Source organism: Sphingomonas chlorellae, from assembly GCF_056485145.1.
The window spans coordinates 244677-257629 of the sequence record NZ_JBQXXM010000001.1 but is presented as its reverse complement, the minus strand read 5'-3'; the positions used below and the strand labels follow the sequence as shown (position 1 = coordinate 257629).

Annotated in this window: 13 protein-coding genes; 10 read left to right on the top strand and 3 right to left on the bottom strand. The window is 68.0% G+C overall.

The genetic code is table 11. The features are described from left to right. Positions 1-2 precede the first annotated feature (2 nt). From ACT3CF_RS01215 to ACT3CF_RS01170, 10 genes are all read left to right on the top strand, one after another. Positions 3-329, top strand: coding sequence for a TrbC/VirB2 family type IV secretion system protein (locus tag ACT3CF_RS01215; protein ID WP_478419902.1), 327 nt, complete (start codon positions 3-5; stop codon positions 327-329). Continuing rightward, the gene (locus ACT3CF_RS01210) at positions 326-595 is read left to right on the top strand and encodes a VirB3 family type IV secretion system protein (protein WP_478419901.1); all 270 of its coding nucleotides are present in this window, start codon (positions 326-328) and stop codon (positions 593-595) included. Before ACT3CF_RS01215 ends, ACT3CF_RS01210 begins: the two co-directional genes overlap by 4 nt. Continuing rightward, complete coding sequence (gene trbE / locus ACT3CF_RS01205; RefSeq protein WP_478419899.1) at positions 589-3042, top strand: conjugal transfer protein TrbE; 2454 nt, start codon at positions 589-591, stop codon at positions 3040-3042. Before ACT3CF_RS01210 ends, trbE begins: the two co-directional genes overlap by 7 nt. Further along, the gene (gene trbJ, locus ACT3CF_RS01200) at positions 3039-3788 is read left to right on the top strand and encodes a P-type conjugative transfer protein TrbJ (RefSeq protein WP_478419898.1); all 750 of its coding nucleotides are present in this window, start codon (positions 3039-3041) and stop codon (positions 3786-3788) included. Before trbE ends, trbJ begins: the two co-directional genes overlap by 4 nt. Before the next feature lie 116 nt (positions 3789-3904). Further along, positions 3905-5206, top strand: coding sequence for a P-type conjugative transfer protein TrbL (trbL, locus tag ACT3CF_RS01195; RefSeq protein WP_478419897.1), 1302 nt, complete (start codon positions 3905-3907; stop codon positions 5204-5206). Between the two features lie 3 nt (positions 5207-5209). After that, entirely contained in the window at positions 5210-6022 is an 813-nt protein-coding gene (gene trbF, locus ACT3CF_RS01190; RefSeq protein WP_478419896.1) for a conjugal transfer protein TrbF, read from the top strand. 134 nt (positions 6023-6156) lie between these two features. Further along, positions 6157-6915, top strand: coding sequence for a P-type conjugative transfer protein TrbG (gene trbG, locus ACT3CF_RS01185; protein ID WP_478419895.1), 759 nt, complete (start codon positions 6157-6159; stop codon positions 6913-6915). Then, positions 6915-8120, top strand: a complete 1206-nt coding sequence (locus ACT3CF_RS01180; protein ID WP_478419894.1) for a TraB/TrbI/VirB10 family type IV secretion system protein — start codon at positions 6915-6917, stop codon at positions 8118-8120. The genes trbG and ACT3CF_RS01180 overlap by 1 nt, the downstream gene beginning before the upstream one ends. A gap of 7 nt (positions 8121-8127) precedes the next feature. Beyond that, positions 8128-8358 carry a DUF2274 domain-containing protein gene (locus tag ACT3CF_RS01175; protein WP_478419893.1) on the top strand — a complete coding sequence of 77 codons (231 nt, stop codon included), beginning with the start codon at positions 8128-8130 and terminating at the stop codon, positions 8356-8358. Next, positions 8355-8555, top strand: coding sequence for a helix-turn-helix transcriptional regulator (locus tag ACT3CF_RS01170; RefSeq protein WP_478419892.1), 201 nt, complete (start codon positions 8355-8357; stop codon positions 8553-8555). The genes ACT3CF_RS01175 and ACT3CF_RS01170 overlap by 4 nt, the downstream gene beginning before the upstream one ends. A 131-nt stretch (positions 8556-8686) precedes the next feature. On the opposite strand, the gene ACT3CF_RS01165 is transcribed toward ACT3CF_RS01170, so the two are convergent. The 3 genes from ACT3CF_RS01165 to ACT3CF_RS01155 all read right to left on the bottom strand — a co-directional run bounded on the left by ACT3CF_RS01165 (position 8687) and on the right by ACT3CF_RS01155 (position 12903). Beyond that, positions 8687-9964: a tyrosine-type recombinase/integrase gene (locus tag ACT3CF_RS01165; protein WP_478419890.1), complete on the bottom strand. Its 1278-nt coding sequence runs from the start codon at positions 9962-9964 to the stop codon at positions 8687-8689. A 315-nt stretch (positions 9965-10279) separates the two neighbouring features. Continuing rightward, positions 10280-11482 carry a hypothetical protein gene (locus ACT3CF_RS01160; RefSeq protein WP_478419889.1) on the bottom strand — a complete coding sequence of 401 codons (1203 nt, stop codon included), beginning with the start codon at positions 11480-11482 and terminating at the stop codon, positions 10280-10282. After that, positions 11479-12903 (bottom strand): glycosyl transferase family protein, encoded by a 1425-nt coding sequence (locus ACT3CF_RS01155; RefSeq protein WP_478419888.1) that lies wholly within the window; start codon positions 12901-12903, stop codon positions 11479-11481. The genes ACT3CF_RS01160 and ACT3CF_RS01155 overlap by 4 nt, the downstream gene beginning before the upstream one ends. Positions 12904-12953: the final 50 nt, after the last annotated feature.

Below are 12953 nucleotides of genomic sequence, written 5' to 3'. Positions count from 1 at the left end.
CCATGTCCAGATTGCGCATACCATCTCGCCTTTTCCTGTCCGCTCCGCTGCTCGCGCTTGCGACGATGCCGGCCCCGGCATGGGCGGGCGGCTCGGGCATGCCATGGGAGCAGCCGCTCGAGCAGGTGCTGGAATCGGTCCAGGGCCCGGTCGCCAAGATCGTGGCGGTGATCATCATCATCGTAACCGGCCTCACGCTCGCGTTCGGCGAGACGGCCGGCGGGTTCCGGCGGTTGATCCAGATCGTGTTCGGCCTGTCGATCGCCTTTGCCGCATCCTCCTTCTTCCTCAGCTTCTTCAGCTTCGGCGGCGGGGCGCTCGTCGCATGACCGGCGGCGGGCACATCGAAGGCTTCGAGGTGCCGATCCACGGCAGCCTCGGGCAACCGATTCTGCTCGCCGGCGCGCCGCGCGGCCTCGCGATCGTCAACGGAACGATAGCCGCCGCGATCGGGCTCGGCCTGCAGCAATGGCTGGTGGGCATCGCGCTCTGGGCGGTCGGCCACAGCCTCGCCGTCTTCGCCGCCCGCCGTGACCCCGACTTCGCGCCCGTGCTCCTTCGTCACCTTCGCCAGAAGGGCCATCTCGCATGCTAGCGCTGCACGAATATCGGCGGTCCGCCGACCGGCTCGCCGACCATCTTCCCTGGGCGGCGCTGGTGGCCCCGGGCATCGTCCTCAACAAGGACGGCAGCTTCCAGCGCACGCTCGCCTTTCGCGGCCCCGATCTCGAAAGCGCCACCCAGGCCGAGCTCGTCGGCGCCTCGGCGCGCGCCAACAATGTGCTGCGCCGTTTCGGCTCGGGCTGGGCGCTGTTCTTCGAAGCCGAACGTCGCGAGGCGCCCGGTTATCCCGAAAGCCGGTTTCCCGACCCGGCATCCTGGCTCGTCGACGAGGAGCGCCGCGCCGGCTTCGAAGCCGAGGGCGAGCATTTCGAGAGCCGCTACTATATGACGCTGGTCTGGCTGCCGGCGCCCGACAGCAGCGAGGCCGCCGGTCGGGCACTGGTCGATCGGCCGGACGAGGCGGGGACGCGGGACTGGCGCGGCGAGCTCGCCCGCTTCGCCGCCGAGACCGACCGCGTCCTCGACCTGTTCGGCGGCTTCATGCCCGAGGTCCGCGCGCTCGACGATGCCGAAACGCTGACCTATCTCCACGGCACGGTCTCGGGCCGCAGGCACGCCGTCGGCGTGCCCGACACGCCGATGTACCTCGACGCCCTGCTTGCCGACACGCTGCTGGCCGGCGGGCTCGAGCCTCGGCTCGGCGACCAGCATCTGCGCACCGTGACCGTGCTCGGCTTTCCGGCTCTGAGCCGGCCGGGCATCCTCGACGCGCTCAATTCCGCCGACTTCGCCTACCGCTGGACCACGCGCTTCATCGCGCTCGACAAGACCGACGCGACGAAGGTGCTCACCCGCATCCGCCGCCAGTGGTTCAACAAGCGCAAGTCGATCACCGCGTTGCTGCGCGAGGTGCTCTACAACCAGCCCACGCAGCTGCTCGACAGCGACGCCGACAACAAGGTGGTCGATGCCGATCTCGCGCTCCAGGCGCTCGGCGGCGACCACGTCGCGTTCGGCTATCTGACGGCGACGATCACCGTCGCCGATGCGGACCGGGCGCGGGTCGAGGAGAAGGTCCGCGCAGTCGAGCGGATCGTCAACGGGCTCGGCTTCACCTGCGTGCGCGAAGGCGTGAACGCGGTCGAGGCGTGGCTCTCGTCGCTGCCTGGTCACGCCTATGCCAATGTCCGCCAGCCGCTCGTCCACACGCTCAATCTCGCCCACCTGATGCCGCTCTCGGCAATCTGGGCCGGGCCCGACGGCAACCGCCATCTAGACGGCCCGCCGCTCCTCTACGCGCAGACGTCGGGCACGACGCCGTTCCGCCTGTCGACCCATGTCGGCGATGTCGGGCACATGCTGGTGGTGGGGCCGACTGGGGCCGGCAAGTCTGTGCTGCTCGGCCTGATCGCGCTGCAGTTCCGGCGCTATGCCCGCTCGCAGATCGTCATGTTCGACATGGGCTTCTCCGCCCGCGTGCCGGTGCTGGCGATGGGCGGCTCGCATTATGCGCTCGGCGCCCATGGCGACGAAGTCGGCTTGGCCTTCCAGCCGCTGCGCCGCATCCATGATCCGCTCGAACGCGCCTGGGCCGCCGAATGGCTGAACGCCCTCTTCGCGCACGAGAAGGTCGTGGTGACCCCGCAGGTCAAGGATGCGGTCTGGTCCGCGCTCGGCAATCTCGCCACAGCGCCGGTCGAGCAGCGGACGCTGACCGGGCTCAGCATGCTGCTGCAGTCGGCGCCGCTGCGCACGGCGCTCACGCCCTATACCGTCGAAGGACCGTATGGCCGGCTGCTCGACGCCGCCGACGAGAAGCTGGCATTCGCCGACGTGCAGTGCTTCGAGACCGAGGCGCTGATGCTTCAGGCCGGCGTGGTCGCGCCGGTCCTCAATTATCTGTTTCACCGGCTAGAGGCGCGGTTCGACGGCAGGCCGACGCTGCTCGTCATCGACGAGGCCTGGAGCCTGCTCGACGACCCGATGTTCGCCGCGCGCATCCGCGAGTGGCTGAAGACGCTGCGCAAGAAGAATGTCGCGGTGGTTTTCGCCACCCAGTCGCTCGCCGACATCACCGAGAGCAGCATCGCCCCGGCCATCATCGAAAGCTGCCCGCAGCGGATCCTGTTGCCCAACGATCGTGCGATCGAGCCACAGAGCCGCGCAGCCTATGAGCGCTTCGGCCTCAACGACCGCCAGATCGAGCTGGTCAGCCGGGCCACGCCCAAGCGCCACTATTATCTGCAATCCGCGCGCGGCAACCGCCTGTTCGAGCTCGGGCTCGGACCCGCGACGCTCGCGCTGTGCGGCGCGTCCGGTCCCGAATGGGTCGAGCGCGTCGATGCGCTGCTCGCCGGGCACGGGGCTGACGTTTTTACGGACCGCTTCCTCCGCGATGCCGGGCTCGACTGGGCCGCCGACCTTCTCCCCCGCTTTCCCGCTTCCCCATCCCAGACCGCCAAGGAGATTGGATCATGACCCGTTCCCGTTCGAATGCACGCAGGCATGTCATCGCCGCCGCGCTCGGCCTCGCTGCGGCCGGATCGCTCGGCATGGCGATCGGCACCGCGCCGGCCTCGGCCCAGATCACCGTGTTCGACCCCAGCAACTACAGCCAGAACATCCTGACGGCGGCGAGGACGCTCAGCCAGATCAACAACCAGATCCGCTCGCTTCAGAACGAGGCGACGATGCTGCTCAACCAAGCGAAGAACCTGAGCCGGATCGACTTCCCCGAGCTGCAGGCGATCACGCAGCAGCTCCAGCAGATCGATCGGCTGATGGGCCAGGCGCAGGGCCTCGATTTCCGGGTATCGGGCCTCGACGAGCAGTTCCGCCAGCTCTTCCCGCAGGACTTCGGCCGAGCACTGTCCACCAACGAGCAGGTGATCGCCGCCCGGCGACGGCTCGATACGGCGATGGCCGCGTATCGCCAGACGATGACGGTCCAGGCACAGGTGGCCGAGAACGTTGCGGCCGACGCGCAGACGCTGAACGCGATCACCGCCAAGAGCCAGAGCGCCGAAGGCGCGCTGCAGGCGGCGCAGGCGACCAACCAGCTGCTCGCGCTCAGCGCCAAGCAGCAGTTCCAGATCCAGAACATGATGGCGGCGCAATATCGCGCCCAGGCCACCGAAGCCGCGCGGCGCGCCCAGGCCGAGGCGGAGGGGCGCGCCGCCACCAAGAAATTCCTCGGCTCCGGCAACGCCTACACGCCCCAATAGGCGCGGCCGGTCGCAGGCGGCGGCGGTCTCCCCTCCCGTCGCCGTCGCCGCGGGGCGTGGCCAAGCTCCCCCGCCACGCCCCGCGGCACTTGCCTTACAGAAACAGGAACGCGCCCGTGCAGGACCTCAGCGTCATCGATCGTTTCATGCAGGCCTTCATCCGCTACATCGACAGCGGATTCGGGCTGCTCGGTCCCGACGTGGGGTTCCTCACCACGACGCTGATCGGCATAGACATCACGCTCGCCGGCCTGTTCTGGGCGATGGGCGGCGAGCAGGACGTGATCGGCCGCTTCCTCAAGAAGATCCTCTACATCGGCGCCTTCGCGCTGATCCTGAACCAGTTCTCGACGCTCGCCGACATCATCTTCAGGTCATTCGCGCAGGCCGGCCTGACCGCCGGCGGGGGCAGCCTGACGGCCGACGACCTCCTGCGGCCGGGCAAGGTCGCATCGACCGGCTTCTCCGCCGCTTGGCCTTTGCTCGAGCAGGCCTCGAGCAAGATGGGCTTCGTCAGCTTCTTCGAGAACTTCCTGACGATTGCGGTGCTGCTGTTCGCCTGGGTGATCGTCATCCTCGCCTTCTTCATCCTGTCGGTCCAGATGTTCGTGACGATCATCGAGTTCAAGCTGACGAGCCTCGCGGGCTTCATCCTCGTGCCCTTCGCACTTTGGAACCGGACCAGCTTCCTCGCCGAGCGCGTGCTCGGCAATGTCGTCTCCTCGGGCATCAAGGTGATGGTGCTCGGCGTGATCGTTGGCATCGGCTCCAATTTCTTCGCCGAGTTCACCACCTCGCTGCAGGGACAGGAGCCCGATCTCGGCCAGGCGATGAGCCTGACGCTCGGCGCGCTGGCGCTGTTCGGCCTCGGCATCTTCGGTCCCGGTATCGCTTCGGGTCTCGTGGCCGGCGCGCCCCAGCTCGGCGCGGGCGCCGCGCTCGGCACGAGCCTCGGCGCCGCCGGCGTGGTCGCACTGGGCGGCGGGGCCGCGATGGGCGCAGCGCGGCTCGCCGGCGGTGCCGCGCTCGGCGGCATCCGCGCCGGCACCGCAATGGGCTCGGCTGCATCGACGGCCTACACGCTCGGCCAGGAGGCGTCCGGCTCCTCAAGCATCGGTGCCGGCCTCAAGGGCGTCGCCCAGGCGACGGCCGGCGCGGCCCGGCAGCGTGCGAGCTCTGCGTTCGGCCTCAGGGAAGCAGCGGAATCCGGGCGCACGGCGGCATGGTCCGCGCTCGCCGGCAGTGGCGGGGCGCAAGAGGCGCCGGCGTCCGCGCAGGCGGCCCCGCCGTCTTGGGCCCAGGCCATGCGGCGTCAGCAGGACGCCCGTCATCACCGCCATGTCGCGCTCCAGACGATCAAGGAAGGCGACCGCGGTGGCGCCTCGGCAACCCCCGACATCAAGGAAAAGGAGGAATAGGTCATGCGCTTCAAGCGAAGCGTCCAGCGCTATGGGCGCACGCCCGAGCCCGAGACGCCATACCAGCGCGCCGGGCAGCTCTGGGACGAACGGATCGGCGCGGCACGCGTGCAGGCGCGCAACTGGCGGCTGATGGCATTCGGCGGGCTGTTCCTGACGACGGGCATGTCCGCAGCACTCGTCTGGCAGTCGCTGCAGAGCAAGGTCGTGCCCTATGTCGTCGCGGTGGACCGGCTCGGCGAGGCTCGGGCGGTGAGCGAGGCCGAGCGCGATTATCAGGCGACCGACGCCCAGGTCGCATGGCACCTGGCGCGCTTCATCGAGCATGTCCGCTCGGTATCGCTTGATCCCGTCCTGATGCGGCGCGACTGGCTCTCGGCCTATGACTTCGTCACCAAGCGCGGCGCGCAGTTCCTCGGCGACTATGCCCGCTCAGCGGACCCGTTCGGCGGCGTCGGCGAGAAGACGGTCTCGGTCCAGGTGACCAGCGTGGTGCGCGCCTCCGACCGTTCGTTCCAGGTCAAATGGACCGAGACGGCATTCGAGCGCGGCGCGCGGACCGGGACGTCGAACTGGACCGGCATCCTGACCATCGTCCGCAAGCCGCCCAACTCGGCCGAGACGCTGCGGCGCAATCCGCTCGGCATCTATGTCGACGCGATCGACTGGAGCCGCGAGCTTGATCCCGCGCCCCTGCCTGGGCCCACCGCGGCACCGGCCCAGACTCTCAACCCGAACCTGCCGCTCGGATCGCCGCTCGATCCCAACCTGGCAGCCGAACCGACATCCGCCACAGTCCCGGAGAACAGGCAATGAATCGACAGCTATTCTTCGCGGCGCTCGCCGCTTCCGCCGCCGCTTCGATCGCCGCATCAGGGGCGTCAGCGCAGGCCAGATCCCCGGCACCCGCATCGGGCGGGCAGACAGCCCGCCACCATGGCGCCCCGCCCATGCAGAGCATGAGCGCAGTGCGTGGCGCCAACGCGGACGCCACGCTGGAGCCGCGTCGGCCCGACTTCGTGAACGCCACCGCGGTCTATCCCTTCTCCGAAGGCACCATCTATCGGGTCTATACGGCACCGGAGCGGGTCACCGACATCGCGCTCCAGCCTGGCGAGACGCTGGTCGCGGTCGCGAGCGGCGACACGGTGCGCTGGGTGATCGGCGATACGAGCAGCGGCACCGGACAGGAAAAGCGCGTCCATGTGCTGGTAAAGCCATTCTCGGCCGGGCTCGCCACCAATATGGTGATCACGACCGACCGCCGGACCTACCACGTCGCCCTTGCGAGCACCGCGGGGCCTGCGATGGCGGCGCTGTCGTGGAGCTACCCACAGGACGCGCTGCTTGCGATCCGCCGGGCGCAGCAGGCGGCCGAAGCGGCTGCGCCCGTCGCTGCTGGCCTTGAGGTCGAGAGTCTCAACTTCGCTTATGAGATCTCTGGTGACCGCCCGAGCTGGCGGCCGCTGCGCGCCTTCGATGATGGGCGTCAAACGTTCATCGAGTTTCCGCCGTCGCTCGGCGTCGGGGAAGCGCCGCCACTGTTTCTTGTCGATCGCAAAGGCGAGGCGCAGCTCGTCAATTACCGGCTGCGCGGCCGCTATTACGTCGTCGACCGGCTGTTCGATACGGCCGAGCTGCGCCTCGGCACCAAGCGTCAGCAGGTCGTGCGGATCAGCCGCGCCGGCACGAGCGGGCGGAGGTCGTGATGAGCGATACTGCCGCACCCGGCGAGGCCGGCGCACCGCCCAAGGTCGACCCGGAGACCCTCGTCCTGCGCGCCCGCCCAGCGCCGGCGATCCGCTTCAAGCGTGGTCTGATCGTCGCGCTGGCGGCGATAACGATCGCGGTGCTCGTCGCCACCGCCTGGTTCGCGCTCAAGCCGAGAAGCTTCCATCTGGTCGGCGAGCAGAGCGATGGCAGCGAGCCTGCCAAGCCGCCGAGCGACACGTTGAGCGCGCTCCCAACCAGCTATGGCGACGCGCCGAAACTCGGGCCGCCGCTGCCTGGCGATCTCGGCCGCCCGATCCTCAAGCACCAGCAGGCGATGGCGACCGAGTCGGCGACGCCGCAAGGCCCGACGCCCGAGCAGGCTGCGCAAGCGGCGCGCGAGCAGGTCGCGGCCGAACGCAAGGCGGCGCGCGAGTCCAGCCTGCTGGTGCAGACAAACGGTCGGCCGGCACCGGCGGCGGCCGTTGCCCCAATTGCGCCGGGAGCAGAGGGCGACGGCGGTGTTCCCAGGCTCGCGCTGGACCCCGACCGCGATCCCAACGCCCAGCAGCGCAAGGCGGATTTCGTGTCGGGACGCGATCGCGAGAGCGACATCAATCCGCATGTCGTCCGCGCCGCCGCTTCCCCCTATCTGCTTTCGGCGGGCAGCGTCATCGCCGCCAGCCTGATCACCGGCCTCCGGTCCGATCTTCCAGGGCTAGTGACCGCGCAGGTCACCGAGCGGGTGTTCGACAGCGCGACCGGACGCCTCCTGCTCATCCCGCAGGGCGCGCGCCTGATCGGCACTTACGACAGCGTGGTGGCGTTCGGCCAAAAGCGCGCGCTGGTCGTCTGGCAGCGCATCATCTTCCCGGATGGGCGTTCGCTGCGCATCGAGAATGTGCCGGCGACCGACCCCGCCGGCTATGCCGGGCTCGCCGACAAAGTCGACTTCCACACCTGGACGATCCTCAAAGGAGTGGCGATTTCGACGCTTCTCGGCGTCGGCTCAAGCCTCACCTTCACCGGCGAGAGCGACCTTGTGCAGGCGATCCGGGAGTCGACCCAGCAGAACGTGTCCCGCGCGGGCGACCAGCTCACCTCGCGCAATCTCCAGATCCAGCCGACGATCACGATCCGTCCCGGCACGCCGGTTAGGCTCGTTGTGCACCGCGATCTCGTACTCGCCCCTCCAGTCGAATAGGTGATCAATGCCAGACCTGAAGTTGCAGAAGCTTCCCGATCGCACGCCGGTCAAGCTCACGATCAGCATCACGCCCGACCTCCATCACGCGCTCCAGGACTATGCCCGCTGCTATGCCGAGGCATACGGCACTGAGGAACCGGCGGTCGAGCTCATCCCTCACATGCTCGCAGCGTTCCTGTCTGGCGATCGCGGGTTCGCCAAAGCGCGCGAGGGCCTTGCTGGACGCGGCAAATGAGCGAGAACGGTGCTTCCTCAGACCGGTTGCTCAAGATCGCGGAGGTCAAGAGCCGCGTCGGGCTCGGGAAATCGAAGATCTATTCACTGGTCGCCGAGGGCCGATTCCCGAGGCCATATAAGTTGACGCCGAAAGCCGCGCGCTGGAGCGAGCGGGAAGTATCTGACTGGATCGCACAGGCCCAGGCTGGTCGTTAGCGCAGCAAGAGACTGGGAAGGCGGACATCACATCCGCGGCAACATTCGATGGTTTGTCCATATTCACTGAGCAGGAAATTTGCACGTTCAGACGACCGGTTAAATCATCGAAGCCAAGAGCAAATGACGGTTTATGCGGCCTTCGCCCGCTTTGCGATCTTGGAGACGCGCGCAGGTCGCTTTCGCGATCCTAGCAAATATGCCTCCCAGTCGTTCATCAGGACGCGCCGTTTCAGGAAGGCGTCGCCGCGGCGATAGGCGCGCGACGTCTCGTCCCCAACCTGATGCGCCAGGGCCTGTTCGACCACGGATTCGGGATGGTCGCTCATCTCGCCCATATAGTCGCGGAAGGAACTCCGCATGCCATGAACGGTAAAGTGCCCGAGCTTCATGCGGCGAAGAACCATGGTCATCGCCATCTGCGAGAGTGGCTTGCCTGCTTTCGCGCCCTTGAAGACGAAGTCGTCGGGATCGCAGTTAGAGTTGCGGGCTATGTCCCGCAGCAGGGTGACGGCCGCATTGCAGAGCGGGATGCGATGCTCGACCTCCATCTTCATGCGCTCGGCGGGGACGGTCCAAACTCCCGTGTCGAGATCAACTTCCGACCATCGCATGCGGAGCGTCTCGTTCGTTCGCGTCGCGCAAAGGATCGTGAGCTCAAGCGCTCTAGCTGCCAGTGCGGGTCTGGAGCGCAGCCGCTTCCAGAATGCCGGCAACTCCTCGAAGGGCATGGCCGGGTGGTGGCGGACCTGCTTTTTCGTGCGCCGCTTGGGAAGAAGATGGCTGAGGTTTCCGCGCCAGCGTGCTGGGTTCTCCCATGGCCCATGGATGTGCTTTGACGCCTTTGCTGCGTCGAGGATGTTCTCGATGCGGCCGCGCAGGCGGCTCGCGGTTTCGGGCACTGTGCGCCAGATCGGCTTCAGCACCGCGACGACATCGTCGACGAGAATGTCCTGCACCGGCATTTCCAACAACGACGCGGCATGCGTCTTGATGGTGTTGCGCCATTGCTGCCGATGCTTCGGGTTCTTCCAGCCTTCCTCGTGCGTATCGATATAGCCGTCGGCGAACGCCCCGAAGAGGACGGGGCCGACGCGCTCGCGCTCGGCTTGCCGTGCCGCTTCCTCGGCTTCTGCTTCGGCGGCGCGGCGTGCCTCTATGGGATCGATCCCCTGGGCAAGCAGGTCTCGCGCAGTCGAGGCAAGGTCGCGGGCCTTGCCGAGGCCCACGTCGCTTGCAGGGCCAAGCCCCATTTCGCGGCGCTTCTTGTTTCGTTCATAGGTGAAGACCCAGCGCTTCGAGCCATCCTTGGTGATGAAGAGCCAAAGGCCACCGCCATCGGAATGCTTGCCCACGCGCTTTTCGGTCTCCACGCGCTTGGCTGTCAGTTTGTGAATGGAACGGGACATGCCAACCTCCGACTACAGGGTGGCTGGCAACCCGGTTAGCAACCCGGTTTCCAACCCGGTTTGAGTCGTGGATTGACGCGGAACGTGGCGAACCAATGGGGACCAACAAGAGCGACAATCAACAATCAAGCCGTTGATTTTATAGTCGAAATGTCAGAAAAAGTCGATGTCGGCCAACGGGTTAGAAATTGGGAGTTCGATTCCCTCCCGCTCCGCCAACCACCGATTTTATTTATATTTTCGATGGTGGTGGTGTGCTCCCATAGCCCCCCCCCCGCCGGGCTGCGTGTCCCGCCGCCACCTCCGCTCTCCCGCTCAGAAATCGGCCCCGAGCGACAGCGCCGGCCCCGATCCCGGGCGTACCTGCCCCGCCACCCGCTGTCGCCAGTCGAGCGCGGCCCGCAGATTCTGCCCGCGCACCGGAATCACCGTGATCAGCGTCGGGCCGACATCCAGCCTTTGCCCGTCGCGCTGCGCCGCGCCCCAGGCACCCACGCCCACCGCCCAGCGGCTGCGCCCGCCCTTGCCGATACCGCGCAGCACGCGCACCGCGCCATCCGCATAGGCTTCGGTTTCGCCGCGATTGAGCACACCCGCCTGGCCATATCCCTCGACCCGCACCGGTCCCACGCGCTGCTCGCCCCCCGCGATCACGCCCACGCCGGGGCCGCCGGGCTGCCCGGCAAGTCCCATCCTTTGTTCGGCGACCAGCCGTACCGGAAGACGCGTCGGCTGCCATTCCGCCCCCACGGCCAGTTCGCCGCCCCGCCCGACCATCGGCGCATCGACGCGCCCGAACAGCGCGACCCGTGCACGCGACACTGGGCTCCAGGCGATGCGCGCGCCTGCCTGGCTTCCGCCCAGTTGCGCCGCCACCGGTCCGGCGCCGATCCCCGTACCCGGCCGCGCGATGACCCAGCCGCTGACTCGCCAGCGCGGCGCGAGCGGCATCATCCGTTGCGGCGGCGGCGCCTGCTGTCCCACCACCGCCGCAGGAGCGCCAGTCCCCGGCGTGGGTAGCGCCGCCGCGATCGGCACTGTCGCGGACGTTGCCGACGGGACCCAATGCGGCGGGTCGCCCTCCGTGACCGTGCCCTCCGGCAGCGACCACGCGATCATCGGCACCTGGAGCGGTGCGCCGTGCCCTGCGCCGGCCGCAATCGCCCCGCGCGCGCCGGTCCGCACCGACACGGAAACGGGAACGGGCACCAGCCGCAATCCCGCCAGAAGCGGCGTCAGATCGAGCCCGCATGTCCCCGGCGCCGGTTCCGGTACCGTCGCGGGGACCGGTGCGGCCGCCGACACTGTCGGCGGCGCAGCCGGGCACATGCCGGAACGCACCCATTCGGGCATCGTTGCCGCAGCCGCCGGTGCGGAGACGCGCGCGAACAGTGGTGGCACGACGCGCGGAATCAGCGGCGCAACGCGGATTCCAAACCAGACAATCGCGACCAACGCCAGAAAGCGCAACGGCCGCCCACGCCCGGCGCCGGGCGGCACCCCCATCGCCGCGCTCACTTCGTCGCTCCCGGCGGAGACGGGGGCGCGGCCTCATCGGGAAACTCGTGCGCCGTCTTGTCCCAGCGCGCCGCCTGGCCCCGCAGGATTTCAAGGTAGAGAAACAGGGCACGCCGTGCCGCGAGCAGCGAGATGTAATTGGCGACCACCATCCGCGGCACCGAAAGCAACGCATCGACAACGCCATAGGCGCGACCGACGAGCACCATCCGAACCACCATGCGCCATGCGAGCAGGATCAGGTTGAGCGCAAGGATCAGCTGCAGCGCCATCGACAGGGGCTCGCCACTCGCCCCGTCGCCAAGCACGGCGTGCAGCCCGATCGAAGCCCCCCACAGCAGCAGGGCGACATAGGCAACGAGCAACACCGGGATCGCCAGCGTCGCACGCCGGTCGCGCATCCGCATCCAGTGATCGCCGATCCGGCCCGCCCGGCTCCATCCGGTACGGTCCCAGCCGGCCAGCGCGATCCCCGTCATCCAGCGCGCCTTCTGCCGCACTGCGGCGGCGACGGTCGACGGGAAATAGGCGCGAACGGCCACCAGTTCGCCACCCGGACGTTCGGCAACCCGCGCCAGCGTCGCGCGCTCGCCCATCGCGGCGATCGCCAGTCCCAGTTCATAGTCCTCGGTCAGGCTCGATGCGTCGAAGGGCTCGCCCCCGCGTCCCGCGGCGATCCGGTCAATGACATCGCGACGCAGCGCGCAGCCGACACCCGCGAGCGGCAGGCCCGCTCCGACATAGCCGCGCACGAGCAGGTGCTGGGCATGCGCGATCACGAACTCGTCGCAATAATGCCCCGAAACCAGGGGCGAGCGCGGATGCCGCAACGGCAATACCGGCAACTGCACCGCGGCATAACGGTCGAGATGCGCGTCGAACACCACCAGTTCCTGCGGGTGCACCATGTCCTCGGCATCGTGCAGGATCACGGCGTCGAATCGCCGCTCGCCGGCACGTTCGTGCCGCAGCATCGCGCGCCAGATCGCGTTGAGGCAATCGGCCTTGGTGGTGGGGCCCTCCCGCGGCCCCACCACCAGCCGCACGCGCGGATCCCCCCTCGCAGCGGCGGCAACGGCGTCGATGGTCGCGCCATCGTTCGGATAGGCGCCGACATAGATACGGAAATCGGGATAATCGAACCGGGTCAGCGCCGTCTTGAGCATGGCGCCGATCACGGCCGATTCGTCCCAGGCCGCGACAAAGATCGCCAGCCGATGCGGCGGCCCGGTCCGCGTCACGGCATCAAGTCTGGACCGCCTCCTCCCCAGTCCTACAATCCCTCGATGCACCGATCTGGCAACGAACAGAAGGTCGACGAGCAGATCGTCGATTCCGCCGACCAGAAACCATATCGCCGCAAAGGCCACCGTTTCCCACAGCAACCTGTCGACGACGAAGATCACTCCCTCGACAACCATCCCGACCGCCCCCGAATCGGAGTTATTTCTTACTAAGAACTAGCGTGATT